The 26,726-nt window shown below is 73.5% G+C and carries 25 protein-coding genes; 10 read left to right on the forward strand and 15 right to left on the reverse strand.

Annotated elements, in window-relative coordinates; all coding sequences use genetic code 11:
• Positions 1–2: 2 nt before the first annotated feature.
• From ACF1AG_RS06270 to ACF1AG_RS06290, 5 genes are all read right to left on the reverse strand, one after another.
• Entirely contained in the window at positions 3–1,289 is a 1,287-nt protein-coding gene (locus ACF1AG_RS06270) for an aspartate aminotransferase family protein (protein ID WP_359599644.1), read from the reverse strand.
• Complete coding sequence (locus tag ACF1AG_RS06275; RefSeq protein ID WP_359599643.1) at positions 1,286–2,128, reverse strand: nitrilase-related carbon-nitrogen hydrolase; 843 nt, start codon at positions 2,126–2,128, stop codon at positions 1,286–1,288. The genes ACF1AG_RS06270 and ACF1AG_RS06275 overlap by 4 nt, the downstream gene beginning before the upstream one ends.
• Positions 2,129–2,300: 172 nt before the next feature.
• A complete protein-coding gene (locus tag ACF1AG_RS06280; RefSeq protein ID WP_391809387.1) occupies positions 2,301–2,804 on the reverse strand; it encodes a hypothetical protein in 504 nt (167 codons plus the stop codon).
• Positions 2,792–3,955 (reverse strand): hypothetical protein, encoded by a 1,164-nt coding sequence (locus ACF1AG_RS06285; RefSeq protein WP_391809388.1) that lies wholly within the window; start codon positions 3,953–3,955, stop codon positions 2,792–2,794. Before ACF1AG_RS06285 ends, ACF1AG_RS06280 begins: the two co-directional genes overlap by 13 nt.
• Before the next feature lie 121 nt (positions 3,956–4,076).
• Positions 4,077–4,364 (reverse strand): helix-turn-helix transcriptional regulator, encoded by a 288-nt coding sequence (locus ACF1AG_RS06290; protein WP_359599641.1) that lies wholly within the window; start codon positions 4,362–4,364, stop codon positions 4,077–4,079.
• A gap of 33 nt (positions 4,365–4,397) precedes the next feature.
• Here ACF1AG_RS06290 and map point away from each other — a divergent pair, with 33 nt between their 5' ends.
• Together map and ACF1AG_RS06300 are read left to right on the forward strand one after the other, a co-directional pair.
• On the forward strand, positions 4,398–5,168 hold the full coding sequence (gene map, locus ACF1AG_RS06295; RefSeq protein WP_359599640.1) for a type I methionyl aminopeptidase: 771 nt from the start codon (positions 4,398–4,400) through the stop codon (positions 5,166–5,168).
• A 140-nt stretch (positions 5,169–5,308) separates the two neighbouring features.
• Positions 5,309–7,849: an ATP-dependent Clp protease ATP-binding subunit gene (locus ACF1AG_RS06300; RefSeq protein ID WP_359599639.1), complete on the forward strand. Its 2,541-nt coding sequence runs from the start codon at positions 5,309–5,311 to the stop codon at positions 7,847–7,849.
• A gap of 67 nt (positions 7,850–7,916) precedes the next feature.
• Here ACF1AG_RS06300 and ggt read toward each other — a convergent pair whose 3' ends face one another.
• Positions 7,917–9,734, reverse strand: a complete 1,818-nt coding sequence (gene ggt, locus ACF1AG_RS06305) for a gamma-glutamyltransferase (protein ID WP_359599637.1) — start codon at positions 9,732–9,734, stop codon at positions 7,917–7,919.
• A gap of 154 nt (positions 9,735–9,888) precedes the next feature.
• On the opposite strand from ggt, the gene ACF1AG_RS06310 reads away from it, so the two are divergent.
• Complete coding sequence (locus ACF1AG_RS06310) at positions 9,889–10,665, forward strand: hypothetical protein (protein ID WP_359599635.1); 777 nt, start codon at positions 9,889–9,891, stop codon at positions 10,663–10,665.
• Positions 10,666–11,160: 495 nt separating this feature from the next.
• Here ACF1AG_RS06310 and ACF1AG_RS06315 read toward each other — a convergent pair whose 3' ends face one another.
• From ACF1AG_RS06315 to pcaC, 4 genes are all read right to left on the reverse strand, one after another.
• Positions 11,161–11,568, reverse strand: coding sequence for a DUF6278 family protein (locus ACF1AG_RS06315; RefSeq protein ID WP_359599633.1), 408 nt, complete (start codon positions 11,566–11,568; stop codon positions 11,161–11,163).
• A 74-nt stretch (positions 11,569–11,642) separates the two neighbouring features.
• The gene (locus tag ACF1AG_RS06320) at positions 11,643–12,422 is read right to left on the reverse strand and encodes an exodeoxyribonuclease III (protein ID WP_359599631.1); all 780 of its coding nucleotides are present in this window, start codon (positions 12,420–12,422) and stop codon (positions 11,643–11,645) included.
• A gap of 85 nt (positions 12,423–12,507) precedes the next feature.
• On the reverse strand, positions 12,508–13,143 hold the full coding sequence (locus tag ACF1AG_RS06325; RefSeq protein WP_359599630.1) for an MBL fold metallo-hydrolase: 636 nt from the start codon (positions 13,141–13,143) through the stop codon (positions 12,508–12,510).
• A 33-nt stretch (positions 13,144–13,176) separates the two neighbouring features.
• Positions 13,177–14,481, reverse strand: a complete 1,305-nt coding sequence (gene pcaC / locus ACF1AG_RS06330) for a 4-carboxymuconolactone decarboxylase (RefSeq protein ID WP_359599629.1) — start codon at positions 14,479–14,481, stop codon at positions 13,177–13,179.
• Between the two features lie 512 nt (positions 14,482–14,993).
• On the opposite strand from pcaC, the gene ACF1AG_RS06335 reads away from it, so the two are divergent.
• Positions 14,994–15,620 (forward strand): hypothetical protein, encoded by a 627-nt coding sequence (locus ACF1AG_RS06335; RefSeq protein ID WP_359599628.1) that lies wholly within the window; start codon positions 14,994–14,996, stop codon positions 15,618–15,620.
• Positions 15,621–15,622: 2 nt separating this feature from the next.
• Here ACF1AG_RS06335 and ACF1AG_RS06340 read toward each other — a convergent pair whose 3' ends face one another.
• Both ACF1AG_RS06340 and ACF1AG_RS06345 read right to left on the reverse strand, forming a co-directional pair.
• Positions 15,623–15,835, reverse strand: coding sequence for a hypothetical protein (locus ACF1AG_RS06340; protein WP_387795316.1), 213 nt, complete (start codon positions 15,833–15,835; stop codon positions 15,623–15,625).
• A 163-nt stretch (positions 15,836–15,998) separates the two neighbouring features.
• A complete protein-coding gene (locus tag ACF1AG_RS06345; protein ID WP_387795698.1) occupies positions 15,999–17,591 on the reverse strand; it encodes a glycoside hydrolase family 27 protein in 1,593 nt (530 codons plus the stop codon).
• Positions 17,592–17,935: 344 nt separating this feature from the next.
• Between ACF1AG_RS06345 and ACF1AG_RS06350 the strand changes: the two genes are divergently transcribed.
• A complete protein-coding gene (locus ACF1AG_RS06350) occupies positions 17,936–18,901 on the forward strand; it encodes a glycoside hydrolase family 6 protein (RefSeq protein WP_359599626.1) in 966 nt (321 codons plus the stop codon).
• Between the two features lie 48 nt (positions 18,902–18,949).
• Here the strand turns inward: ACF1AG_RS06350 and ACF1AG_RS06355 are convergent, their stop codons facing one another.
• Positions 18,950–19,942 carry a MerR family transcriptional regulator gene (locus ACF1AG_RS06355; RefSeq protein WP_359599625.1) on the reverse strand — a complete coding sequence of 331 codons (993 nt, stop codon included), beginning with the start codon at positions 19,940–19,942 and terminating at the stop codon, positions 18,950–18,952.
• 118 nt (positions 19,943–20,060) lie between these two features.
• Between ACF1AG_RS06355 and ACF1AG_RS06360 the strand changes: the two genes are divergently transcribed.
• From ACF1AG_RS06360 to ACF1AG_RS06375, 4 genes are all read left to right on the forward strand, one after another.
• Positions 20,061–20,897 (forward strand): DUF4397 domain-containing protein, encoded by an 837-nt coding sequence (locus ACF1AG_RS06360; protein WP_387795318.1) that lies wholly within the window; start codon positions 20,061–20,063, stop codon positions 20,895–20,897.
• The gene (locus ACF1AG_RS06365) at positions 20,890–21,573 is read left to right on the forward strand and encodes a class F sortase (RefSeq protein ID WP_359599623.1); all 684 of its coding nucleotides are present in this window, start codon (positions 20,890–20,892) and stop codon (positions 21,571–21,573) included. Before ACF1AG_RS06360 ends, ACF1AG_RS06365 begins: the two co-directional genes overlap by 8 nt.
• Positions 21,574–21,796: 223 nt before the next feature.
• A complete protein-coding gene (locus ACF1AG_RS06370; RefSeq protein ID WP_359599622.1) occupies positions 21,797–22,171 on the forward strand; it encodes a hypothetical protein in 375 nt (124 codons plus the stop codon).
• Positions 22,172–22,374: 203 nt separating this feature from the next.
• Positions 22,375–22,740 carry a helix-turn-helix transcriptional regulator gene (locus ACF1AG_RS06375; RefSeq protein ID WP_033273823.1) on the forward strand — a complete coding sequence of 122 codons (366 nt, stop codon included), beginning with the start codon at positions 22,375–22,377 and terminating at the stop codon, positions 22,738–22,740.
• 29 nt (positions 22,741–22,769) lie between these two features.
• Here the strand turns inward: ACF1AG_RS06375 and ACF1AG_RS06380 are convergent, their stop codons facing one another.
• Positions 22,770–23,189, reverse strand: coding sequence for an isomerase (locus tag ACF1AG_RS06380; protein ID WP_359599621.1), 420 nt, complete (start codon positions 23,187–23,189; stop codon positions 22,770–22,772).
• 137 nt (positions 23,190–23,326) lie between these two features.
• On the opposite strand from ACF1AG_RS06380, the gene ACF1AG_RS06385 reads away from it, so the two are divergent.
• Positions 23,327–24,118, forward strand: a complete 792-nt coding sequence (locus ACF1AG_RS06385; protein WP_359599620.1) for a helix-turn-helix transcriptional regulator — start codon at positions 23,327–23,329, stop codon at positions 24,116–24,118.
• Positions 24,119–24,160: 42 nt separating this feature from the next.
• On the opposite strand, the gene ACF1AG_RS06390 is transcribed toward ACF1AG_RS06385, so the two are convergent.
• The gene (locus tag ACF1AG_RS06390; RefSeq protein WP_391809525.1) at positions 24,161–26,161 is read right to left on the reverse strand and encodes an SWIM zinc finger family protein; all 2,001 of its coding nucleotides are present in this window, start codon (positions 26,159–26,161) and stop codon (positions 24,161–24,163) included.
• Between the last annotated feature and the right edge of the window lie 565 nt (positions 26,162–26,726).

A 26,726-nucleotide genomic window follows, 5' to 3' on the forward strand; every position in this document is an offset into this window, starting at 1 on the left:
GGCTACTGGATGCTCCTCAGGGCGTCCTCGAGGATCGCGGCGCCCTCCTCTGCCTCGGCGACGTTGAGGGAGAGCGGCGGCGCGACGCGCAGGGCGCTGGTGTCGTGGCCGCCGCCCTTGCCGATGAGCAGACCGCCGGCGCGGGCGGCCTCCAGGACGGCGGACGCGGCGGCGGGGTCGGCCTCGTCGGTGCCGGGCTTCGTCAGTTCGATGCCGATCATCAGGCCGCGTCCGCGTACCTCCCGTACGGCGGGGACGTGGGCGGCGGCGGCCCGCAGCCGTTCGATGAGCAGACCGCCGACGCGGCGCGCGTTGCCCTGGAGGTCGTGCTCCAGCAGGTAGTTGAGGTTGGCGAGGCCCGCCGCCATGGTGATCTGGGTGCCGCCGAACGTGGAGATGCTGTTGGCGTCCAGGCAGTTCATGATCTCGGCGCGGGCGACGACGCCGCCGATGGACATGCCGTTGCCGATGCCCTTGGCGAAGGTCAGCATGTCGGGCGGGCCGCTGCGGGCGTGCGCCTGCCAGCCCCAGAAGTGCTCGCCGGTGCGGCCCCAGCCGGTCTGCACCTCGTCGGAGATCCACAGCACGCCCCGCTCGTGCAGCACCTCGCGGAACGCGGCGTAGAGGCCGTCGGGCGGTGAGGTGAAGCCGCCGACGCCCTGGATCGGCTCGGCGATCAGCGCGGCGGGCGGGCGGGTGTGCCCGAGGAGGTCCTTCAGGTCGTCGACGCAGGCGGCGACGTAGTCGTAGTCGTCGAGGCCGGCGAACGGGCCCCGGCCGCGGACCCCGCCGTGCACGTACAGCGTCTGCAGCGGGGAGAGCGAGGTCGGGGACCAGCCGCGGTTGCCGGTGACGCCGACGGCGCTGAAGGAGCGGCCGTGATAGCTGTTGCGCATCGCCATGACCGTGTTGCTGCGCCGGTAGGTGGTGGCGAGCAGCAGGGCGGTGTCGTTGGCCTCCGTGCCGGAGGTGGTGAAGAAGACGCGGGCGTCGGGGATGCCGCTGAGCTGGGCGATCCGTTCGGCGAGGTCCACCATCGGCCGGTTGAGGTAGAGGGTGGAGGAGTGGATGATCCGCCCGGCCTGCTCGGTGACCGCCTTGGTGACCTCGGGCAGCGCGTGGGCGGTCGTGGTGGTGAGGATGCCGCCGAAGAAGTCCAGGTAGCGGTTGCCCCGGGAGTCCCAGACGTGGCGTCCCTCGCCGTGGGTGATCTCGAGGGGCTCGTCGTAGTAGAGGGCCAGCCAGTCGGGGAGGACGGCGCGGTGGCGGCCGAGCAGGTCGTCGTTCACGGGCGCACCAGCCCTTCGTAGGCCTCGGGGCGGCGGTCGCGGTAGAAGGCCCACTGCTGCCGCACCTCGTCGACGAGGTCGAAGTCCAGGTCCCGCACCACCAGTTCCTCCTTGCTGTCGCTGGCGAGGCCGCCGACGAACTGACCGCGCGGGTCGACGAAGTAGCTCGTGCCGTAGAAGTCGTTGTCCCCGTACTCCTCCACGCCCACGCGGTTGATGGCGGCGACGAAGTACTCGTTGGCCACGGCGGCCGCGGGCTGTTCCAGCTGCCACAAGTGGGCCGACAGACCGCGGTGCGTGGCTGACGGGTTGTAGACCAGCTGGGCGCCGTTGATGCCGAGTTGCCGCCACCCCTCGGGGAAGTGGCGGTCGTAGCAGATGTAGACGCCGACCTTGCCGACGGCCGTGTCGAAGACGGGCCAGCCGAGGTTGCCCGGGCGGAAGTAGAACTTCTCCCAGAAGCCCTTCACCTGCGGGATGTGGTGCTTGCGGTACTTGCCGAGGTAGGTGCCGTCGGCGTCGATCACGGCGGCGGTGTTGTAGTAGTGGCCGGACTGCTCGATCTCGAAGACGGGGGCGACGGTCACCATGCCGGTCTCGCGGGCCAGCTCCCGCATCCGGCGCACGGTGGGGCCGTCGGGGACCTCCTCGGCCCAGCGGTAGTGCTCGGCCTCCTGGACCTGGCAGAAGTAGGGGGCGTTGAACACCTCCTGGAACCCGATGACCTTCGCGCCCCGCCGGGCCGCCTCGCGGGCGTGCTCCTCGTGTTTCGCCAGCATGGACTCGGTGTCGCCGGTCCAGGTGGCCTGGACCAGGGCGGCGGTTACGACGTTGGGCATGAGCTGCTGCTCCTTCGACGCGACGTCAGCGCCTCTACGCCCGTAGAGACGGTCGTAGAGGGACGAACGTAAGCCTCTCGGACGGCCTTGCCAAGACCATCGTCGTGCGGCCGGTGGAGTCGATCGTGATTGACACCCCTGTGGGTGAGTGGGCCCGCGCCGCGGCCCCCGGTCAGGCGGCCAGTCCCGCGACGCGCAGGGCGTGCAGGACGTCCCAGTGCCGTTCCTCGGACACGCCGCGGGCGGCCGACAGCAGCAGCGGCACCAGCCGGCCCGGGTCCGGCGCGGCCGTGCGGGCGGCGTCCTGCGGGGTGCGCATCCGGACGCAGGCGTCGAGCAGGGCGCGCAGCTCGCGGTGGCGGGTGCCCTCGGCGAGGGCGAGGGCGGCGTGCCCGATCTCGGCGGCCGGGCGGACGACGCCCTGCCGCAGGATCTGCTCGCCGTCCTCGGCACGGCCCCCCGCGGTGAGCGCGTCGGCTGCGGCGACGAGACGCTCGGCGGGCAGGGTCGCCGCCGCCTCCCAGAGTAAGGTCGCCCAGTCGGCGGCGAGCCCGGCCCGCTCCATCTCGCCCGCGAGCAGCGGGAACCGTACGGCGGGCCAGTACGCGGCCTCGTTCAGCAGGACGTGCGCGTCGCCGCTGCGGCCCTCGCGGCGCAGGCGGGTCAGGGTCCGCACGAGGTGGGCGACCTCGTGGAGGTCCTCCGCGTCGGTCCGCCCCTCCTGGGGCCGCTCCTCGGTCTCCGTCTCCGCGGCGGCCCCCGCGAACCGCGCGCCGCGGGCGGCGGTGGCGGCGGGAAGCTCGGGCACGGCGGCGGGCGGAGCGACGACGGCTGCCACCCCGTCGTCCTCCACCCCGGCGAACCGGGCGCCACCGCGACGCCGCTTGCGGGGCGGTGCGGGGCGTGCCCCCTCGGCGGGCGCGGGCGGGGGTACGTGCTGCTGCGCCGCGCGCAGTTCGGGCGGGACGGGGTCGGCGGGTGCGGGGTGTCCGTGGTGCCGGGGGGTGGGTCCCTGCCGGGGGCGTGCGGGGAGGGCTGCGCCTCGGCAGGCGCGGTCGTGCGGTGGTCGGCGGCCTGCGGAGCGGGGCGGGGGCGCGGTGAGCCGTGGGCCGGGGCGGACGGCGACGGGCCCAGGCCGCCGTCGGCCAGGGCGGGGCCTTGAGCGGGGGCGGACGGCGACGGGTTCCGGCTCGGACGGGCCGACGGACGGCCCAGGTCGGCCGGGGTCGGCCGGGCGCCCCAGAGCTTGGGAGACCCGGCGTCCGGTGTCCGGCGGGTGGCGAAGCGGCCCTGGGTGTGGGCCGGGCTCGCTGCCCGCGCCTGGTCGTCGAGGGCGGTCGTCCGGGCCGTGAGCTCCGCGCAGCGGGCCGTCGCACGGCGGTGGTCGTCCTCGGCCCAGGCGAGGTCGTTGCCGAGGGCCTCCGCCTCCTCGCGGTTCGCCGCGGCGGCGAGCCGGCGCGTCAGGTCCGCGCGGCGGTCCGCCGCGTACCGCTGTTCGCGCAGCATCACGTCGAGGCGGTCGCTCAGCGTCTGCCGGGCGCCCGGCCGCGCGTCGAACGCGGCCGTCGCCTGGGCGTGCAGTGAACGGGCCCGCGGCAGCTCGGCCTCGGCGGCCTCGGGGCCGTGCACGACGGCGAGGTCCTGGAGCAGTGACTCCACCACGTCCCACGGCGGCGGTTCCCGCCCTTCGAGGCACGCCCGCATGCCCTCGGGGTCACGCTGCCAGAACACCAGGCACCAGCCCGCGTACCGGTCCAGACGCGCCAGCAGACCCCGTAGGTGGTCCGTGAACTCCCGGACACCGTCCGGGAGTTGCTCCGCAGCCATAGCCAACTCCCGCCATTCCCGGAGTACTCGACTCCGTAGATAACACCCGGCGTGTTACGCCGAGGCTACGGAGAGTTTTCCGACGGGGTGCGGGAGCCGCGCGCGGCGCGGTGCCGTCGCCCTAGGCGGCGATCGGCGCGTCCGGGGTGCCCGGCACGTCCGGCGTCCCGGGCGCGCAGCGTCCGATCAGCTCGTCCATGGACAGGCCCAGCGCCCCGGCCAGCGCGGCCACGGTGAAGAACGCGGGGGTCGGCGCCCGCCCCGTCTCGATCTTGCGGAGGGTCTCCGCGGAGATGCCGGCGCTCGCGGCGACGTCGGTCATGCTGCGGGCTCCGCGCGCCTCGCGCAGCAGCCTGCCGAGCCGCTCGCCGCGTTCGCGCTCTTCGGGGGTCAAGGGGGTGCGCACCATGGCGCCCATTCTAATACCGGTATAGTAATTGGCATGGTGGAGCTGAAGACCGACGCATCGATCGATGCCATGTACGAGACGGGCCAGGTCGTGGCCCAGGCGCTGACGGCCGTGCGGAAGGCCGCCGACGTGGGCGTCTCCCTGCTGGAGCTGGACGAGGTGGCGAGGGAGGTGCTGGAGACGGCCGGCGCGACGTCGCCGTTCCTGGGGTACCGGCCCACCTTCGCGCCGACCCCGTTCCCGGCCGTGATCTGCGCGTCGGTGAACGACGCGATCGTGCACGGCATCCCGTCCCGGTACCGGCTGCGCGACGGCGACCTCGTGTCCGTCGACTGCGGCGCACAGCGGGGCGGCTGGGCGGGCGACTCGGCGATCAGCTTCGTCGTGGGCTCGGCACGCCCGGCGGACACACGGCTGGTCGAGACGGCCGAGCGGGCGCTCGCGGCGGGCATCGAGGCGGCCGTGGTCGGCAACCGCATGGGCGACATCGCGCACGCCATCGGCACGGTCTGCCGCGGGGCGGGCTACGGGATCATGGAGGACTACGGGGGCCACGGCATCGGCCGCCGCATGCACGAGGACCCGCCGGTGCCGAACGAGGGCCGTCCGGGACGGGGGATGCCGCTGCGGCACGGCATGGTCCTGGCGATCGAGCCGATGCTGATCGCCGGCGGCGGGGACGCCTACCGCACCGACCCGGACGGCTGGACCCTGCGCACCTCGGACGGCTCCCGCGCGGCCCACACGGAACACACGGTCGCCATCACCGAGGCGGGGCCGCGGGTGCTGACGGCGCGGGACTGAGCAGCGGCGTGGGCGGGCACGCCCCGGTGTCGCGAACCTGGACATGCCCGCCCAGACCGAACGTGTCATCGTGGGCATGAGCGCGCCTCGACCGGGTTACCCGGGCCCGGCACGTCGACCCAGCGAAGGAACGGATGACGATGACGAATGGTTTCGTCGGCCCGGAGGGTGACCCGTTCGCAGAATTCCTCGCCCGCTTCTTCGGCGGGCAGCGCCCCCGCCAGATCGACATCGGCAGGCTTCTGAGCCAGCCCGCCCGTGAACTCGTGCGCGGCGCCGCCCAGTACGCGGCCGAGCACGGCAGCCGTGACCTGGACACCCAGCACCTGCTGCGTGCCGCGCTGTCCGCCGAGCCGACCCGGAGCCTGCTCACCCGCGCGGGCGCGGACCCGGACTCGCTGGCGTCGCAGATCGACGACCGGTCGGGGCCCGTGCAGCACCCGCCGGGCGAGGTGCCCCCGCCGACGTCGCTGTCCCTGACGCCCGCCGTGAAACGGGCGCTGCTGGACGCGCACGAGATGGCCCGGGCGAGCGGCGCCGGCTACATCGGCCCGGAGCACGTGCTCAGCGCCCTCGCCGCGAACCCGGACTCGGCGGCGGGGCACATCCTGAACGCGGCGAGGTTCGCCCCGTCCGGCCCGTCCGAGGCCCCGGAGGCCCAGCAGCCGCGCCAGGAGCGTCCCCGGCCGTCGACGGGCACCCCCACCCTGGACAAGTACGGCCGTGATCTGACCGCGCTGGCCCGCGAGGGCCGGATCGACCCGGTGATCGGGCGGGACACGGAGATCGAGCAGACCGTCGAGGTGCTGTCCCGCCGCGGCAAGAACAACCCCGTGCTGATCGGCGACGCGGGCGTCGGCAAGACCGCCGTGGTGGAGGGGCTGGCGCAGCGGATCGCCGAGGGCGACGTGCCCGACATCCTGCTCGGCCGCCGCGTGGTCGCCCTGGACCTGACCGGCGTCGTCGCGGGCACCCGCTACCGGGGTGACTTCGAGGAGCGGATGAACAACCTCGTCGACGAGATCCGCGCCCACTCCGACCAGCTGATCGTGTTCATCGACGAGCTGCACACGGTCGTCGGCGCGGGAGGCGGCGGCGAGGGCGGCTCCATGGACGCGGGCAACATCCTCAAGCCGGCCCTGGCGCGCGGCGAGCTGAACATCGTCGGCGCGACGACCCTGGAGGAGTACCGGCGGATCGAGAAGGACGCGGCGCTGGCCCGCCGCTTCCAGCCGATCATGGTGCCGGAGCCGACCCCCGCGGACGCGATCGAGATCCTGCGCGGTCTGCGTGACCGCTACGAGGCGCACCACCAGGTCCGCTACACCGACGAGGCGCTCGTGGCGGCCGTGGAGCTGTCCGACCGCTACCTGAGCGACCGCAGGCTGCCGGACAAGGCGATCGACCTGATCGACCAGGCGGGCGCCCGGGTGCGGCTGCGGGCGCGCACCAAGGGCACCGACGTCCGCGCGATGGAGCGCGAGGTGGAGCAGCTGACCTGCGACAAGGACCAGGCGGTCGCGGACGAGCAGTACGAGCAGGCCATGCAGCTGCGCGACCGCATCCAGGAGCTGAAGGAACGCATCGCGCGGGCCGGCGGCGAGGGCGAGGTCGACGAGGGCCAGAGCCTGTGGGTGGACGGCGAGGCGATCGCCGAGGTGGTGGCCCGGCAGACGGGCATCCCGGTCAGCCGGCTCACCGAGGAGGAGAAGGACCGCCTGCTGGGCCTGGAGCAGCATCTGCACCAGCGGGTGGTGGGCCAGGAGGAGGCCGTCCGCGTCGTGTCGGACGCCGTGCTGCGCTCCCGCGCGGGCCTCTCCAGTCCTGACCGGCCGATCGGCAGCTTCCTGTTCCTCGGTCCGACGGGCGTCGGCAAGACGGAGCTGGCGCGGGCGCTCGCCGAGGCGCTGTTCGGCAGCGAGGACCGGATGGTGCGCCTCGACATGAGCGAGTACCAGGAACGGCACACGGTGAGCCGTCTGGTGGGCGCCCCGCCCGGCTACGTGGGCCACGAGGAGGCCGGGCAGCTGACCGAGGTGGTGCGCCGGCACCCGTACTCGCTGCTGCTGCTCGACGAGGTGGAGAAGGCCCACCCGGACGTCTTCAACATCCTGCTGCAGGTGCTGGACGACGGCCGGCTGACCGACTCGCAGGGCCGCACGGTGGACTTCACCAACAGCGTGATCGTGATGACCAGCAACCTCGGTTCCGACGTCATCAACCGGCGCGGCGCGACACTGGGCTTCGCCACGGGCGGCGCGGAGGCCGACGAGGAGGCGCGGCGGGAGCAGATCCTGCGGCCGCTGCGGGAGCACTTCCGGCCCGAGTTCCTCAACCGGATCGACGAGATCGTGGTGTTCCGCCAGCTCACCCCCGAGGAGCTGCGGCAGATCACCGACCTGCTGCTGGAGAGCACCCGTCGCCGGCTGAAGGGGCAGGGCATCACCGCCGACGTCACCGACGCGGCCGTGGACTGGCTCGCCGAGCGGGGCTACGAACCGGAGTACGGCGCGCGGCCGTTGCGCCGCACCATCCAGCGGGAGGTCGACAACCAGCTGTCCCGGCTGCTGCTGGACGGCCGCGTGCGGGAGGGCGGCCGGGTGACGGTGGACGCGCAGGACGGCCGCCTGGTCTTCCGTACGCAGGAGACGCCCGCGCCGGAGTCGCCGCCGGAACAGTGACGTCCCGTACGGCGGTCGGCCCGGCATCCCCTCGCGGGGGACGCCGGGCCGACGGCTGTGAGGGGTGCTATCGCCTCGGGTGGACGACCATCGCCGAGCCGCCGCCCCGGCGGACCTTCTCGGCCGCCGCGAGCCAGGCGCCGCCCGGCAGCCGCTGCACGGCGGTGGTCGCGCCGATCTCCGGGTTCTCCCGGAAGGAGTGTCCGATCGCCTCGAGCCGCTGCCTCAGCCCGCTGTCGTACAGGCCGGGTTCGAGTTCGGTCTGCGCGGCGTTGCGCTGGCTGGCGCGGGGTGCGGCGATCGCGTCGACGAGGGGCAGGCCGCGGTCGAGGAAGTTGGTCAGGGTCTGCAGCACGGTGGTGATGATGGTCGCGCCGCCGGGCGAGCCGAGTGCCACGACCGGGCGGTCGTGCCGGTCGAGCACGATCGTCGGCGCCATGGACGAGCGGGGCCGCTTGCCGGGACCGGGCAGGTTCGGGTCGTGGACGGCCGGGGCGGCCGGGGCGAAGGAGAAGTCCGTCAGCTCGTTGTTGAGCAGGAAGCCGCGTCCGGGCACGGTGATGCCGCTGCCGCCGGTCTGCTCGATGGTGAGCGTGTAGGAGACGACGTTGCCCCACCGGTCTGCGGTGGTGAGATGCGTGGTGCTCTCACCCTCGTACGTCGTCGGCGCGGCCGTGCCGCCCGTGGCGCACGGCGCCGGACGGCGAGGGTCGCCGGGGGCGAGGGGGCTGGTGAGGACGGCGTCGTCCTTGATCAGGCAGGCGCGGGAGTCCGCGAACCGCTGTGACAGCAGCTCCTTCGTCGGTACGTCCTCGAAGGCGGGGTCGCCGACCCAGCGGCCCCGGTCGGCGAACGCGATCCGGCTCGCCTCGATGAAGCGGTGCAGATGACGCATGTCGGTCGCCTTCGACAAGTCGGTGCGCTCCAGGATGTTGAGAGCCTCCCCGACCGTCGTGCCGCCGGAGGACGAGGGCGCCATGGAGTAGACGTCGAGACCGCGGTAGGAGGCCTTCGACGGCGCCTGGAGCTTCGTGCGGTAGGTCGCGAGGTCGCGCCGGGTCAGGTCGCCGGGGCGCGCGTTCCAGCCGGACGCCGGGTCCACGGGCGGCCTGTTCACCGTGTTCACGATGTCGCGGGCGATGTCACCCCGGTAGAGGGCGTCGACGCCCTTGCGGCTCAGCTCGCGGTAGGTGCGGGCCAGGTCGGGGTTCTTGAAGGTGGAGCCGACGGCGGGGAGTTCTCCGCCCGGCAGGAACAGCTCGGCGGTGTCGGGGAAGTACCGGAAGCGGGTCTCGTTGGCGGCGGTCTGCGCGCGGAAGGTCTCGTCGACGGTGAAGCCGTCGCGGGCGAGGCGTTCGGCGGGCTGCAGGACCGTGCCCAGGCTCTTCTTGCCCCACTTGTCGAGTGCGCGCTGCCAGGTGGCGGGGGTGCCGGGCGTGCCGACGGACAGTCCGCTGCTGACCGCCTCGGCGAAGGGGATCGGCGCGCCGTTCTCGAGGAAGAGGCCTGAGTCGGCGGCGAGCGGTGCGGTCTCGCGGCCGTCGAGGGTGTGCACGGTGCGGGACCGGGCGTCGTAGTGGACGAAGTAACCGCCTCCGCCGATTCCGGCCGAGTAGGGCTCGGTGACGCCGAGCGCGGCGGCGGTGGCCACGGCGGCGTCGACGGCGTTGCCGCCCTTGCGCAGCACCTCGATGCCGGCGGCGCTGGCGTCGGGGTCGACGCTGGAGACGGCTCCGCCGTGGCCGGCGGCCACCGGTGTCTTGGGCGCCGGGCGGGTGTGGGGGGCTTTCTCGCCGTGGGGGGCGGGTGGCGCGGCCGCTCCCACCGAGACGACGGCGGTGGTGACCGCGAGGACCGCGAATTTCCGTGCGACGGGGCGACGCATCCGCACCTCCAGTAAAGGGCCGTCCGGGCAGCTTAGTTCGTCGCCATGCCCGCGTCAGGGAGGCAGTACCGGGCGTGCCGTGCCGAGCCGTCCGGGGTGTTACGCACCCGGACGTCGAACACGGGTTTGCTCGGGACCGCTAGCATGCGCGCCCATGAATGAGGACGTGCGCAACATCGTGCTGGGCCTGGTGGCGGCGGGCATCGGCGCCAGCCTGGGCTGGATCGCCCGTACTTACCTCTGGAAGCGCAAGCTCCGGCGCAAGCAGGCCTTCTTCGGACTTCCCGACAACTCCGAGTCGTTGCTCGTGGTCAACCGCGACCCGGCGACGGCGGAACCGGCGGTGCACCGCTTCGACGTGTTCGCGCTGCTCGAACTGTCCGCGCTGGTCAAGGACTGCGGGGCGCACGTCCAGGTGGTCACTCAGGACGCGGCGCACCAGGGATTCGGCGAGCGGACCGAGTTCTGCGTGGGCGGACCGGGGTCGAACCGGCGGATGGTCGCCCACATGGCGGCCATGCTGCCCGGCGTGCGGGTCAACATCGACCCGGAACCGGGTCCGGACCGCGGCGCCTTCCGCATAGGCGCCGACCTGTACCGCATGGAGCCGGGCATCACCGAGTACGTACTGCTGGCACGGCTGACGGCGGGCGAACGGCGGGAGACCCGGCCGGTGTTCCTGTTCTGCGGACAGCGGGCGATCACCAACCAGGCGGCGACGCGTTACCTCGCCCGCAACCATGAGCGGCTGGCCCGCAAGTACGGGTCGGGATCGTTCGTACTGCTGCTGAAGGTCGTCAACTCACAGGCGTACGGCCCGGACGTGGTGGAACTGGTCGCGGATGTCACCAAGCCGGCCCAGAGCCCGCTGCCCACACCGTCGGAGCCGACGCCGCCGAAGACGCAGAAGAAGTCGCACCGGGCGGACTGAGGCGGTTCGGGAGCTGCCCCGCAGGCGGGCTGACAGCCCGTGGGCGGATGCGGTCCGGCACCCGAGGAGCTCACGTCTGCGTATCCGCACACGCGCCTCCGGAACAGGAGCGCCTCCCGCAGGGAGTAAGGCGGCACCACCCGTCCGGCGCGCAGCTGACCTTCTCCTCACCTGCGGGCGACCGTGGCTCGGTCGCTGCCGCCGGGAGCAGTGATCTCCGGCTGCCGCCGGACGGGACCGGCCTGTGTGATCCGCCGCCCCGGCTGGGCGGGCGGTCCCCTCCCGGCGGCGGCGTCCCCGCTTACGCCGCGAAGTCTCCTCCCCCACCGGGACGGAGGAGACATCGTAGTCGAGGTCCGGGCGGACGGGTTTCCGTACGTCATGGTGACCGCCGCAACGTATCCGGGCAAGATCGCCAGGACGACGCGACACGCACTTTCCGGGCATAAGCCGTATTTACGGCGGGTGATGGGGCGCGCCGGGGGGGCGCGTACGTCACCCTTCCGCGACCTCGGCGTACCACTGCGACAGTTCGGGCGCCCCGTCGGCCGCCCACCGGTGTCCCGCGTCGACGACGTCGAACTCCCGTCCCCCGGCGAGCCGTACGACAGGCTGTCCGTCGGGACGGAGGCCCCAGGCTGCGCCCTCCACGGTGCGGACGATCACGGTGCCCAGGTACAACCCGGCGTCGTTCCCCAGCCATTCGGAGGTGTCCTCGTCGTCCCGCCAGCGCGGAACGAGCTGGTCGAGGGCCTCCAGCGAGGCCGGTCCGTCGTCCAGCCGGACCCCTTCCCGCGCCGCCTGGGAGCGCAACAGCGCGCACTCGGCGAGGAGTTCCGCTAGCCCTTCCGGGCCGGGGAGTTCGTCCTTCCGGCGCCGCTTGCCCAGGAACGGGATCCTCATACTGCCAGCCTGTCATTCGAACCGCCCCGCGCACCACAGGCGCGCGGGGTCCGCCGACGCCGGGCCGGCCCCTGTCACACGTCCAGGTCGACGACGACCGGGGCGTGGTCCGAGGCGCCCTTGCCCTTGCGCTCCTCACGGTCGACGTAGGAGTCGGTGACGGCCTTGGCGAACGGCTCGTTGCCGTAGACCAGGTCGATGCGCATGCCGCGGTTCTTGGGGAAGCCGAGCTGACGGTAGTCCCAGTACGTGAACGGGTGGTCGTACTTGAGGGGGCGCGGGACCACGTCGGTCAGGCCGGTCTCGCGCAGGGAGGCGAGGGCGGCGCGCTCGGCCGGGGTGACGTGCGTGGAGCCCTCGAAGACGGCGCGGTCCCACACGTCGTCGTCGGTCGGCGCGATGTTGTAGTCGCCGAGGACGGCGAACGGGCGGTCACCCGCCGCGTCGCCCGCGACGGCCGCCTTCAGGGCCTCCAGCCACTGGAGCTTGTACGCGTAGTGCGGGTGCTCCACCTCGCGGCCGTTCGGCACGTAGACCGACCAGACGCGCACCGGGCCGCAGGTCGCGGAGACCGCGCGGGGCTCCTCGGAGCCCTCGTACCCCGGGTCGCCCGGGAGGCCCTTGACGACGTCCTCCAGGCCGACGCGGGAGAGCACCGCCACGCCGTTCCACCGGCCGGTGGCGTGGACCGCCGCCTCGTAGCCCAGCTCACGCAGCTGCTCCACCGGGAACTGCGCCTCGGCGACCTTGGCCTCCTGGAGGCACAGCACGTCCGTGCCGCTGCTCTCCAGCCAGGCAAGGAGCCTCGGCAGGCGGGCGGTGATCGAGTTCACGTTCCAGGTCGCGATGCGCATGCCTCACAACCTACCCGCCGCCTGTGACAACGCACGGCCTGCGCCCGTGGCCCGCGGACGGGCGCCTGCTGCCGCCGCCCGCGGCTCAGAGCCGGACCGCTTCCCCGGGGGCGAGACGCAGGTGCTCGGAGCCGCCGAGGGCGCCGATCTGACGGTCGTAGACCGGGCGGGCGAGGTCGGTGAGCAGGGCGTCATGAACGTCGTAGGCGCGCTGCGGGCGGACCTCACGGACGTAGTCGATCACTTCGGAGATCTTGTTCCAGGGCGCCATGACGGGCAGCATCAGCGTCTCGACCGGCTGGTCGGGGACGGTGAGCGCGTCGCCCGGGTGGAACAGCTTGCCGCCGTCGACGAGGTAGCCGACGTTGGTGATGCGGGGGATGTCCGGGTGGATCACCGCGTGCAGCTCGCCGTGCGCCTGGACGTCGAAGCCTGCGGCGGTGAAGGTGTCGCCGTGGCCGACGGTGTGCACGCGGCCCGGGAACGCGGCGGAGATCTGGTCGGCGACCGCCTTCAGCGTCCAGATCTCGGTGCCCGGGCCGGCCTCCATGGCGGTGCGCAGCCGGCCCTCGTCGAAGTGGTCCGGGTGCTCGTGGGTGATCAGCACGGCGTCCGCGCCGACGGCGGCGCCCTCCTCGCTGAACCCTCCGGGGTCGACGACGAGGACGCGTCCGTCCTTCTCCAGCCGGACGCAGGAGTGCGACATCTTGGTCAGCTTCATGGCTCCATCCTGCATCCGGGGTGCGGGGCGGGCTCACTCAGGCGGGGTGGTCTCCTCGCGGATGACCTGCTGCGCCACGCGGAAGGCGCCGCTGGCGGCGGGGACGCCGCAGTAGACGGCCGCCTGGAGCAGCACCTCCTTGATCTCGTCCGGGGTGAGCCCGTTGCGCAGGGCGGCCCGGGTGTGCACGGCGAGTTCGTCGAGGTGGCCGCCCGCGACGAGGGCGGTGAGGGTGACGCAGCTGCGGGTGCGGCGGTCGAGGCCGGGGCGGTCCCAGACCTCGCCCCAGGCGTACCGGGTGACGAGCTGCTGGAAGTCCTCCGAGAAGGCGTCGGTCCGCTCCAGGATCCGGTCGACGTGCGCGTCGCCCAGCACCTCCCGGCGCACTTTGATGCCGGTGTCGTACGTGTCCGGGGCGCCCTGCACCTCCGGGGGCACGGCGGCCGGGGCGATCTCGGCGACGGGCGCGGGCTGCGGCGGGGCGACGGCCGCCGCCAGCGGCGGCCGGGGCGCGGCGGCGGGCAGCACGACGTGGCCGGTGGTGGTCTCGGGGATGGGCTGCCAGGCCGTGGAGAAGTGCCGGACCAGCAGGTCGGTGACGGCAGCGGGCTGCTCCACCGGCACGAGGTGGCTGGCGCCGGGCACGACGGCGAGGCGGGCGTCGGGGATGCCCGCGACCAGGGTGCGGGCCTCGGCGGGCCCGGTGACCTGGTCCTCGGAACCGACGAGCACGAGGGTGGGCACGCCGACGCTGCCGAGGCCCGCCCGGACGTCGAAGGAGGCGAGGGCCTCGCAGGCGGCGATGTAGCAGCCGGGGTCGGTGGTGCGCACCATCTGCACGGCCCACTCGGTGATCGCGGGCTGGGCGGCGGCGAAACCGCCGGTGAACCAGCGTTCGGGCGCCGAGCGGGCGATGGGGTCGAGGCCGTTGGTGCGCACGATCACGCCGCGCTGGCGGAACTCGTCGGCGGTGCCGAAGCGGGGCGAGGCGGCGATCAGCGCGAGGGACGCGAGGCGCTCGGGGTGGCGCAGCGCCAGCTCGATGCCGACGGCGCCGCCGAGCGCGCAGCCGGCGTACCCGAAGCGGTGGACGCCGAGGCCTTCGAGGGTGGCGAGCAGCCGCGTGGCGAGGTCGCCGACGGAGGCCGCGGGGTGGGCGGGGGCGCCGCCGTGACCCGGGAGGTCGAAGCGGAACACCCGCCACTGCTTCGTCAGCTCGGGGATCTGCCGGTCCCACATGTGCCAAGTGGTGCCGAGGGACGGTCCGAGGATCAGAACCGGAGCGTCTTCCGGCCCGTCGAAGCGGTATTGCAGGGTGTTCGGTGGTGTCTCGCTCACCCGTCAGTCCCTCTCACGTCGTACGAAATCTCCGAGGCCGGGGGAAGAGCCGAGGGCCCCCACCTGCACGCAACACCACGTCCGGCACTGCGGAACCCTAATGGATCCGGGCGGGGCGCACCCGGCGCACGCTTCATCCCGCGGCTACCGATACGACCGAAACACGTGTGTTCGACACGCGTTTCGGCGCGTTGAACCCGGTGTGCGGTCATCACACATTCACGGAGCCTGCACGATCCGCCCTCACCGGGCGGCGGTCCCATGACGTCGACGCCTTCAGCAGAGGCCAGGAGCGCTTCGGCCGGTTCAAGCCCACTGCACGCTCAACGCGACGGGGTCATGGCGAACCCTGGGCAACCCCCAAGCGGGTGCCGACGTTCACCAGGACCCCGGTCCTCGACGCCCGCGCCGCCGGCCGGCGGCGGCACCGGCCTCGCGGAGAGCGGGAGGCCGGGCCACCAACCGCTCGCCCACCGCCCGCCGGTGGAGGGCGTGGCACTAGGATCTTCGGCATGGCCAAGGGCAAGGTGCGGCGGCGGGCACGGAAGATCCTGGGTGAGGAACCCGTGGCCTTCGTCTGGTGCGAGATCCACAAACCCATCCCCGCACCGCCCAAGGACGTTCACCGTGCCGCAGGCAAGGGACGTCTCACGTCGCGTCACCACTGGCTGGTGTACGCCGGGGCCGTGGTGTTCTTCTTCGTGGTCGTACCGGTGATCGTGATCGGCAGTCTCGGCCGTAAGGACACACCGCGTTCCGGCCGTGGCCGCTCTCGCGAGAGGGATCGCGGGCAGAACCCGGTCGACGGGGTCTTCGACGGGGACTGGAACCTGACCGCGGGCCAGCTGCTGCTGCGTTGGTACGGACACTCACCCAGCCCCAAGCGCCTGGTCATGCTGACCCGCGACCGCATCTGCGTGGCGGCGTCCCCTCGCCGTCGGCTGTCGCCGACCAGGGCCGACGATTTCCGGACCGTCACGGAGTTCACCCTCGACGAAGCCCGGATCGAGGGCGAGGCGGGCCAGCCACGCGGGTACGCCACCTTCCGGCTCGCGTTCGCCGACGGTTCCTGGCTGGAGATGGGCCGACTGGGCGAGCCGGAGGACGCCGATCACTTTCTGCGCACGGTCAGCCGCTGAGGTCAGCTGGTGACGTACCGCTCGCGGTACTCCGCCGTGGGGGCGATGGCGGCCCGCGGGAACCGTCGGTGGCTGTGGTCGAGGAGGGCGAGCTCGCACCCGGGATCTCCCGGCCGGCGCGGGCTGACGTACCGATGGGCCTCGAACGTCGCCTCGAACCCGAGCAGCCGGGTGCAGAAGTCGCGGGACTCCCGCAGCTGCGCCGTGCCGGTCACGGCACCACCGCCCCGCCGCGGCCTCGGCGGGCCGGTGCCATCACCTCGTCGAGCGCGATGACTCACGAAGATCGGGGCGACGCGACCAGGGGCCGCCCTTCGTCGCGAGCTTCGCCCGTGCGTTCGTCGGCCCCGCTTCGCGCCGGACGCGGGGCCGTGTCGCTCACACGCGGGACCACTTCTGGTTGGCCTGGCCGTTGCAGGTCCACAGCACCAGCGGGGTCCCGTTGGCGGTGCCGGCTCCGCTGGCGTCGAGGCACAGTCCGGAGCGGGCGTTGCGGATCGAACCGTCGGAGCCGACCGTCCACTTCTGGTTGTCCTGGCCGTTGCAGGGCCAGGTGATGACACGGGTGCCGTTGGCGGTGCCCTGCTCGTAGGCGTCCAGGCACTTGTCGCCGTAGACACGGATCTCGCCGCCCGCCCATGCGGTCCACAGCTGGTTGGCGGCCGTGTGGCAGTCCCACAGCAGAGTCGCCGCACCGGCGGCCGTGGAGGCGTTGTCCACGTCCACGCAGCGGCCGGAGCCGTCGCCGCGCAGGCGTGAGGTGGTGGACGCGAGCGGGCTGCCGCCGCTCACCCGGTACACGGCGACACCGTGCGCGGGGACGGTGGCCGAGATCTGCCCGGACGTGCTCGACGTGCCGCCGGTCCACAGGTCGGTCAGGGTGAACGGTCCTCCGGTCAGGCCGGTCCGGGCGGCCGTCGTCGTGACCGTCGTGGCGCTTCCGCCCCGGTTGAACAGCGCCACCGCGACCGATCCGTCCGCCAGGGGCTTGGCGAACACCTCGGTGTTCCCGTCGTCGCGCACCCTGCGTCCGCCCGCACCGAGGGGGTCCTGGTTCACCGCCAGCAGGCGCGGGTTGCGCAGGATCGCGCTGACGTCGGCGGACATCGTCCGGATGTCGTTGCCGGCCATCAGCGGGGCGCTCATCAGGGCCCACAGGGCGAAGTGGGAGCGGGACTCGGTCAGCGACAGGCCGGGGCGGCCGACGACCAGCATGTCGGGGTCGTTCCAGTGTCCCGGGCCGGACTGCGCGGCCAGCGGCGCGTTGACGTCCAGGACGTTGCCGACGCCCATCGGGTAGCTGTTGGTGTTGCCGTTCTGCCAGATGTCCAGCAGGTCCTCGGTCGTCCGCCACAGGTCGGCGACCTCGCCCCAGTTGTAGGTGGACCCGGTGATGGCGTGGAAGCTGTTGGGGTTGATGCTGTAGACGATCGGCCGGCCGGTCGCGCGCAGGGCGTCCCGCATCAGCGTGAACCGCGCGACCTGCTCGTCGCGGGTGCCGCTCGAGGAACACCAGTCGTACTTCAGGTAGTCGACCCCCCACGAGGCGAACGTGGCGGCGTCCTGGGCCTCGTGGCCCCTGCTGCCCGTGGCGCCCGGGTACGTGCCCACGGTCTGCGCGCAGGTGCGCTCGCCGGGTACCTGGTAGATGCCGAACTTGAGGCCCTTGCTGTGGATGTAGTCCCCCAGGGCCTTCATCCCGCTCGGGAACTTCGTCGGGTTGGCCCGCAGGTTGCCCTGCGCATCACGCTGCGGGTCGAACCAGCAGTCGTCGACCACCACGTAGCGGTACCCGGCGTCCCGCATGCCCGAGGACACCATCGCGTCGGCGGCCTGACGGACCTGGGTCTCGGTGACCCCGCACCCGAAGCTGTTCCAGCTGTTCCACCCCAGCGGCGGGGTGAGTGCCGGACTGCCCGGCGCGGCCGTGGCGGCGGTCTGCGTCGAGGCCGTCACGGACGCGGTCACCATCAGTGCGGCGGCCGCGAGGAAGCGGAGCAGTCGTCCGCCTGAGCGTCTGGGCACCGGGAACTCCTTCGGCTGGGATGCAGAGAAGAGAGGAGCGTGTTCGATATTTCGATCGACGTTCGGTGACGCAGGGTGCCCAACGGATACTAGAGTCGGGAGCGGACATGTCAACACCTCGCAGGCCCGCCGCGGCGAAGGCCGTCCGGACCGTGAATCCGGCCGCATCCACTGTGAACACCCCCTGTCGCACCGGCTATTGACACCCCGTCCACCACACCTCGACGATGGAAACCGCTTCCAGTGGGAGCGCTCCCAAAGCACACCTCCTCCGAGACCGAGGTACTGTTTTGAGCCGCAGACTCCGCACCTTGATGGCAGCACTCTGTGCTCTGCCGCTGGCGTTCGCCGCCGCGCCCCCGGCCCAGGCGGCCGACCCCACCACCATGACCAACGGCTTCTACGTGGACCCCGACTCGAGCGCGAAACGCTGGGCGGCCGACAACCCCGGCGACGGCCGAGCCGCCGCGATCAACGCCTCCATCGCCAACACGCCGATGGCCCGCTGGTTCGGCTCCTGGAGCGGCACCATCGGCACCGCGACGGGTGCCTACGTCGGAGCGGCGGACCGACAGGACAAGCTGCCCATCCTCGTCGCCTACAACATCTACAACCGCGACTACTGCGGCGGGCACTCCGCGGGCGGAGCCTCCTCGCCGTCCGCGTACGCCAACTGGATCGCCCAGTTCGCCGGAGGCATCGCGGCCCGCCCGGCCGTCGTCATCCTCGAACCGGACTCCCTCGGGGACTACGGCTGCATGACGCAGGCCCAGATCGACGAGCGTGAGGCCATGCTCAGCGGCGCACTCACCGAGTTCAGCCGCCAGGCTCCCAACACCTGGGTCTACATGGACGCCGGCAACCCGCGCTGGGCCGACGCGGCGACCATGGCCCGGCGCCTCCACGAAGCCGGCGTCCGACAGGCCCACGGCTTCTCGCTCAACGTGTCCAACTACATCACCACCGCCGAGAACACCGCCTACGGCAACGCCGTCAACAACGAACTGGCCAGCCGCTACGGCTACACCAAGCCGTTCGTCGTCGACACCAGCCGGAACGGCAACGGCTCCAACGGCGAGTGGTGCAACCCTGCCGGACGCCGCATCGGCACGCCCACCCGGACGGGCGGAGGCGCCGAGATGCTCCTGTGGATCAAGACCCCGGGCGAGTCCGACGGCAACTGCGGCGTCGGGAACGGCTCCACGGCCGGCCAGTTCCTCCCCGAGGCCGCCTACAAGATGATCTACGGCTACTGAGCCGGACACCCGGCACCCGCTCGTCGGCGCGGCCGATCCCGCCGGTGGTCAGCGGGACGCCAGGCCCTCCAGGGCCCGCACCGTGTCCGCCAGGCCGTACGGTCGGGCCGCCCCCGGGACGGGGCGGCCCGACCAGCCGGGGCCGAGGGTGAGGACCAGAGGGCTGCGGCGGGCGCCTCGGACGCCCCATTCCATCGCCGCCACGTGCTGGGCCAGGGGGCGGCTCGCCGTCGTGCGGGACTGGGCCCACAGGGCGACCGCCGCGGGACCCGTTCTGCGGACCGCCGCGATCAGGGACTCCACCGGGAGCGCGCCGCCGAACATCCGCACGGGGATGCCGCGTTCGGCCAGTGCAGCGGCCAGCACCTCCAGGGCGAGCGTGTGGTTCTCCCCCGGCACGCAGGCCAGGACCGTCGTCGCGCCCGGGCGGTCGGGGACCGTGTCCGGCGCGGCACGGCGGAGCGCTCCGGAGACGTGCCAGGACAGGAAGTGCTCCACCTCGACGTACCGCTCCCCCGACGACTCCCACTTGCGTCCCACGGCCTGCAGCGTCGGCACGATCACCTCCGCCCACGCGGCGACCAGGCCGTGTTCCCGTATCGCGTCGAGCAGCAGGCGGTCGAGGGCGGCCGCGTCGAGGCGGAGGGCGGCGCGGGCGATGCCCTTGCACTCCTGGCGGGCGTCTTCCAGACGGAGTCCGCTGCCCGCGCGGGAGGCGGGCGCGGCCTCCGGAGCGGGTGTGCGGCGCGGCGCGGCGGACGGCGCCGGGTCGGCCGCGGGTGCGGGAGCCGGCGCCTCGCGGGCCAGCCGTGCCGCCTCCGCCGGGGGGAGCCCCGTCGCCGTCAGCGCGCACATCCGCTCCAGGCGTGCCACGTCCGCCGGGGTCCAGCGGCGGTGCCGGCCGCCGGTGTGGCGGTCGGGGCCGAGCCCGTAGCGGTGGTCCCAGGTGCGGACCGTGGTGGGGGCGACGCCCAGGCGGCGCGCCACCTCACCGGTGGTGAGCCCACCCTCGGGCCCGGCGGATTCCGTGGTGTCGCTCATTCCCCCACCGTACGTCTTGCGACGCACAAACGACGCATGTTGTCTGCGTCGATTTGCCGGACCAACACTGGGGTCCAGTTCCGCAGTGAGCGGTACTCCTTCGAAAGGGATGGTCCCCATGCGCTCCCGTTTCCCCGTCGTCATCGCCGCCTCCACCGGCGCCTGCGCCCTCGCGCTCGGTGTCACCGCACCCGCCATGGCCGCCCCCTCCGCCGAGCAGGACACGGCGATGGTCTCCGTCGTGCACGGCATCCCCGACCTGACGGTCGACGTCTACGCCAACGGCGACGAACTGCTCTCCGGCTTCGAGCCCGGCACGGTGACCGAGCCGCAGTCCCTCCCGGCCGGCAGCTACGACATCCAGATCTTCGAGGCGGGCCAGGGCCCCGACGGCAAGCCCGCCCTGGAGAAGAAGGTCGAGGTCGGCGAGGGTGACACCGCCACGATCGCCGCCCATCTCGGCGCCGACGGCACGCCGCAGCTGACCGCGTTCGCCGATGACGTCTCCAAGGTCGACGCGGGCAAGGGCCGGCTGACCGTGCGCCACATCGCGGCCGCTCCCGCCGTGGACGTGCGCGCCGGCGGCGAACCCGTCTTCACCGATCTGACGAACCCGAACGAGGACTCCGCCGTGGTCGACGCGGGCACAGTCGACGCCGACGTGGTCCTCGCCGGCACCGACACCGTGGCCGTCGGTCCTGCCGAGGTGAACGTGGCCGAGGGTGCCGGCACCGTCGTCTACGCCTGGGGCAGCGCCGAGGACAAGAACCTCGCCCTGGCCACCCAGAAGTTCAGCGGTATGGACTCCATGCCGCAGGCCGTGCACGCGGGCGGCGACGGCACCGCCGTGTCCGCCAACTCCACCGACTGGACGCCGGGCTGGGCCGCCGCCGGCGGTGTGGTCGCCGTGGCCGGTGTGCTGGGCGCCCGCCGCTTCGCGGGCAAGCGTGACTGACACCTCGCGGCGGCGCGGGACCCTGGCCGTGGCGGTCGCGGTACTGGCGGCCGTCACGGCGGTGGTCCTCTGTGTGCTGTGGTCGGCGCAGGGGCGCCAGCAGGCCGGCCCGCCCGCCGGCTTCGGCGCCGCACCGACGGCGGCCGCCGGTGACACCGACAGGCCGTCCGGCGCCGCGCCGCCGCCGTCCGTGGCCGAGCCGGCGGCCGTACGGCAGGCCCCGCCCGAACGCGTTCTCGTACCCGCTGTCGGGCTCGACGCCCGGATCGAGGACGTCGGCGTGACACCGCGCGGGGACATGACCGTGCCGGACGACCCGGCCGTGGCCGGCTGGTACCGCTACGGACCCGGGCCCGGCAGCGCCGAGGGGTCGGCCGTGCTGGTGGGGCACCTCGACAGCGAGACGGGTGACCTGGGCGAGTTCGCCGCCCTGAGGGACGTACGGGCCGGGGACACCGTGGAGGTGCGGCGGGCGGGGGCCGAACCCGTCGCCTATCGCGTCACCGCGCGTGCCACCGTCCCGAAGGACGAGCTGCCGCCGTCCGCCTTCCGCCGCTCCGGGCCGCCGGTCCTCACGCTCATCACCTGCGCACCGCCGTTCGAGCCGGAGCACGGCGGTTACACCGCCAACCTCGTCGTGACGGCGGAGCCGGTGGACGCCCGGCAGGACCCCTGACTCACCTGATCGTGTCTGTCGTTGTCCGTTCGTTCGGCGTCGTTTCGAACCGACCGCGACCAAACAGACGTTCTCTGGCGCAAGCATTCGATCATCACAGATCATCCACGAAAACCCCCACACTCCGACACGTTCCGCCCGCCTACCGTTCCAGCGCGGCCAGGGCGGCAGGACTGCCCCTGCAACCGCCGCGACCACTCAACGACCGGAGAGGGAGACACCCGTGGCAAGTGTGGAAGTGTCGCTGAAGGACATCATGACCAGCGTCGAGGGGGCACTGGGCGCGGCCGTCGTCGACTACTCGAGCGGCATGGCGCTGGGCACGCTGGGCGGGGGGAAGGACCTGGACCTGACCGTCGCGGCGGCCGGCAACACCGACGTGATCCGCGCCAAGGTGCGCACGATGGAACTGCTGGGTCTCTCCGGGCAGATCGAGGACATCCTCATCACCCTCGAGTCCCAGAACCACCTGATCCGGCTGGTCACCGGCCGCAGCGGCAACGGGCTGTTCCTGTACCTCGTGCTGGACAAGTCCCGCTCGAACCTGGCGATGGCCCGCCACCAGCTCAAGCGGGTCGAGGAACAGCTGGAAGTGTGATCCGCCCCGGGGCACGGCCGACGCGCGCCCACGATGTGAAGACTTCTTCAAGTCTCCACATGAACATGGCCCCAAGCCGTGGGCGCGTGTCATGCCGAGCCAGAAGGATCGGCGGCGAAGGACGGCACATCGTGCGGCGGCGCCCCCTCGGGGCGCCGCCGCGTACCGGAGAACATCCCCGACGCGGCAGGGAGCGCGCACCCATGCAAGTCCCCCTCTACCAGGCCAAGGCAGAGTTCTTCCGGATGCTGGGCCACCCGGTGCGCATCCGGGTGCTGGAGCTGCTGCAGCACGGGCCGGTGCCGGTGCGGGACCTGCTGGCCGACATCGACATCGAACCGTCCAGCCTCTCCCAGCAGTTAGCGGTGCTGCGCCGGTCCGGCATCGTCGTCTCCGTACGGGAGGGCTCCACCGTGACGTACGCCCTCGCCGGCGGCGACGTCGCCGAACTGCTCCGCGCGGCCCGGCGGATCCTCACGGAACTGCTGGCCGGGCAGAGCGAACTCCTCGCCGAGCTGCGGCAGGTGGACGTACCGGTGCCGTCGGCGCCCGGGGGCGGGGAGGAGTAGGGGCGCGAAGGTTCGGCCGGCGGGCCCTGTCAGTCGTGTGCCGTGGGGTCGAAGCCCTCCGGCGCCCGGTCGAGGAAGGCTGCGACCGCGCTGATACGGCCGTCCTCGGCGAACTCGATCACATCGGTGCCGGTGGCGAAGGACGTCCCGTCGGCGGTGACGATCTCCCAGCGCAGGCGGGCCCTCCCGTGGTGGACCTCGGGCTCCTCACGGCGGCGGACCGTCGCGGGGCCCGCGTGGGACACGAACTGGTCCCGGAAGTCCGCGAGGGCCGCCGCGCCGCGGAGGAGGCCGACGAGGGCGCGGTACTCGACCCCGTCGGTGAAGACCGTGGCGGCCAGGCGGTCCCGGTCGCCGTCGGGCCCGGTGTTCCAGAAGCGGGTGTAGCGCTCCAGCTGGGCGAGCGGGGGTGTCGTCCCGGTCATGGAGTCGGTCATGGAGTCGGTCATGGCAGGTTCCTTTCCCTTCGCGCGGCGCCGTGCGGCGGGCCGCGCTCCTGTCCCCGACTGTGCGCGGGCGAGGGGCGCGGAGTCGATGACCTGCGAGGTCATTGCCGTCGCGCACCCCGCGCGGCAGCCTGGGCCTCATGACAACGACCACCGCACCACCGGTCGGAGTGCTGCTGCGGCGATGGCGTGAGCGCCGCCGCCGCTCCCAGCTCGACGTGGCGCTCGCGGCCGAGCTGTCCACCCGCCACCTGAGCTGCGTCGAGACCGGACGCGCCAATCCCAGCCGAGACCTCGTCCGGCGGCTGTGCGACGAGCTGGACGTGCCGCTGCGGGAGCGCAACCCGATCTACCTCGCCGCGGGCTTCGCCCCCGTGCACCGGGAGCGTCCCTTCGACGACCTGGGAGCGGCGCGGGCCGCCGTGGAGGCGGTGCTGACCGGGCACGAGCCGAACCCGGCCCTCGCGGTGAATGTGCGCTGGGAACTGCTGGCTGCGAACCGTGCCATGGAGCTGTTCCTCGGCGACGTGCGGCGGGGGCCGTCGGACCCGCCGTTCAACGTGCTGAAGGCGACGCTGGGGCCCGACGGCATGGCGGGGCGTGTCCTCAATCACGCGCAGTGGCGCGCGCACGTCCTGCGCCGGGTCCGCCGTCAGCTGGAACGGACGGCCGACGCCGGTCTCGCGGAGCTGCTCGCCGAGCTGGAGAGCTACCCGGTGCCGGAGGGGGCGGACGCGCCCGGCCCGGGCGGGGAGGCGCAGGACCTGGTGGTTCCGCTGCGCCTGGCGTCCGAGTACGGGGAACTGTCGCTGCTGTACACGACGACCGTCTTCGGATCACCGCGGGACGTCACGCTCGACGAGATCGCCATCGAGACGTTCTTCCCGGCGGACGGGCGCACGGCGGAACTGGTGCGGGGGCTGGCCGGCTGAGGCCGGGGTACGCCCTGTCCGGATGGGACCGCGTGCCTCGTGTCAGGCGTCGCCGAGGGTGTCCAGGCCGGTGAGGGCTCCGACCGGGTCGGGGTCGGGGGTGCCGCGCGGCCACCAGTCGTCCTGGTCCGGCTCCGACTCGTACGCGTACCAGAGGTGGTCCCGGCCCAGGCGGAGCTGGACGTGGCCCCGGGGGTGGGTGAGACGGTTGCGCCACGGCCGGAAGGCGGGGAGGTCCGCCGCGAGCAGCAGCGGGCGGGCGCGGTCGAAGCGGCCTGCCGGCGGGTCCCACGACTCCTCCAGTACGGCCAGTCCGGTCGGGCCGCCCTGCCGCCACGCGGCGACCGCGCGCGCCAGGTCGCCGGGCGTACGGCCGGCCGCGCGCGCCAGTGACGCGTACAGCGCGCGGGTGCCCGCGGTCAGCCCCGAGCCGGGGCGGGCTGCGGCCAGACGCACCGCGTCGTGCCACAGGGACAGCGGGCCGACCGGGTCACGGCCGGTGGAGAGCAGAGCGTGGGCGCGGGCCGCCGCGTCGGTGGCGAGCTGGTCCAGCGCGAACGGGTCCGGGCCGCCCGGGGACGCCGGGTAGACGGGCGGCTGCTCCGGGTGCGACGGCGTCGGCAACGGCGCCGGCAGTGGCGGGAGTTCGGGGCCTCGGCGGGACACGGCGTCGGTGGCGCGCATGCCCGGCAGCGGCTCCGGCTCCCGTCCCTGGGCCGCCCGCGCGGCGCGGGCCGCGCTGAGGCGGGACAGCGCGTCGATCACCTCGCGCTCGCCGCGCCCGCGCAGCAGGAGCAGCACGAACGGGTCGGCGTCCAGGAGACGGGCGGTCTGGTAGCAGAGGGCGGCCGCGTGCTTGCACGGGTGACCCGAGTCGGGGCAGCTGCAGTGGGGGGCGAGGTCGCCCTGGCCGGGCAGCAGGGGGACACCGCAGTCCGCCAGGGACTGCGGCATCTCCTTGTCCAGCAGGGCCGCGATGTGACCCGGGCGGTCGGCCGCGGCGTCCAGGAAGCGGTCCCACGCGGCTTCGTCGAACGTCCGCAGGCGTACCTGTACGCGGTACGGGCGCGGACGGCTGCCCTGCACGTACGCCAGGACCAGTCCCGGCGTGACGGTGATGGCGTCCACGTGTCCCTGCTCGGCGTAGCCGCGTCCGCGGGCGAGGCGGGCGCGGTCCAGCGCGCCGTCCTCCAGCGCCGTCACCCATGCCCTCCCCCACCAGGTCGCGGCGAAGGGTTCGCCATCACCGGAGGAGCGGGGAGGGAACGGCGGGAAGGTACGGCGGTGGTCACCGTCGCGGGCGGGGGCGGCCATGGAACGGGGGGTGGCCGGGTTCGCCGGCGGGGTGGCGGTCGTGGGGCGGGCGGGGGCGTCCCGGCGGTCGCGGGGGACGGGGGCCGATGCCGGTGCCCGGTGGTCGGGGGCGGAGGCCGCTCCTCGGCCGTGTGCGGCAGCCGGTCCCTCACCCGGGACACCGGCCGGTCCGGCAGCGGGGTCGGGTGCGGGACCCCGGCCGTGGTCGGGACCGGGCCCCTCTTCGGAGGTACGGGCCGGCCTCGCGCCCGGGTCGGCACCCACGCCCTGACCGGTGGGGAGATCCCGTGTCGTGTCAGGAGCGGAAGCCGATGCGGCGGAAGTGAGGGTGTCCGGCGGCTCAGCGGCGGGATCACGCCTCGAGCCGTCCGCGGCGGCGGAATGCGCCTCGACGCCGGGCGCCGGGTCGTCGGCCATGTCGGGCATGCGGAACGCGTCGGCGAAGGTCTCGCGGATCTCGCGCACGCGGCGGTCGGCGGCGCGGTCACCTCGCGTGGTGCGGGGGACGCGCGGCGCGGGATCACGACGGGGTCGCTTCGCCTCGTCCACCTGCTCGCGGGCCAGGGCTCGCGCCCGTTCCTCACGGGCGGCGCGCAGCGCCTCCCGGGCGATGTCGCCGGGGCGAGACGCGTCATGCGCGTACCCGCCTTGCCCGGCGGAGTCGGGCGCGGCGGCTCCGCCGGGGGCGGCCGCGTCCTCACCGTCACGAGTGGCACCCTCCGTGCGGATGGGGTCCTCCCCCGCGCGCGGACGTGCCGTACCGGGCGCATCTCCCGCGGCGGCCGGGGGTGCCGCGTCACCTTCCGCGTCCTGGGAAGACACCTCCCCCGCCTGTGCCGCCCCGACCGACGGCGCACGTTCCGCGTGCGACGCGGCGCCCGCTTCCGAGGCTCCGCGCGCATCACCGGCCGACGCTCCGCGCCGCGCCCGCCGGGCGCGGTGCAACGCCTCCCGCGCCGCATCGGACGGGCGGGGCGCCCGATCGGCCGACGACGACCCACCGCCCTGCGCGGGTCCCTCCGCCGAAGCCGCCGCACGGCGCAAGGCCTCCCGCGCCTCGTCAGCGGGGCGGGACTCCCGGCCGGGCGGGACCGACGGGACGACCTGTCCGGACTCCCCGGCCGAGACCGCCGCACGGCCCCACACCTCCCGCACCCCGTCAGCCGGGCGCGACTCCTGGTCAGCCGGGACCGACGGGTCACCCGAGACGGACCCCTCCCCCACAACGGCCGCACCGCGCAACGCCTCCCGCACCCCGTCAGCCGGGCGCGACTCCCGGCCGATCGGGCCGGAC

This window comes from Streptomyces sp. NPDC014764, from assembly GCF_043082785.1.
GTDB classification, from domain to species: Bacteria; Actinomycetota; Actinomycetes; order Streptomycetales; family Streptomycetaceae; genus Streptomyces; species Streptomyces althioticus.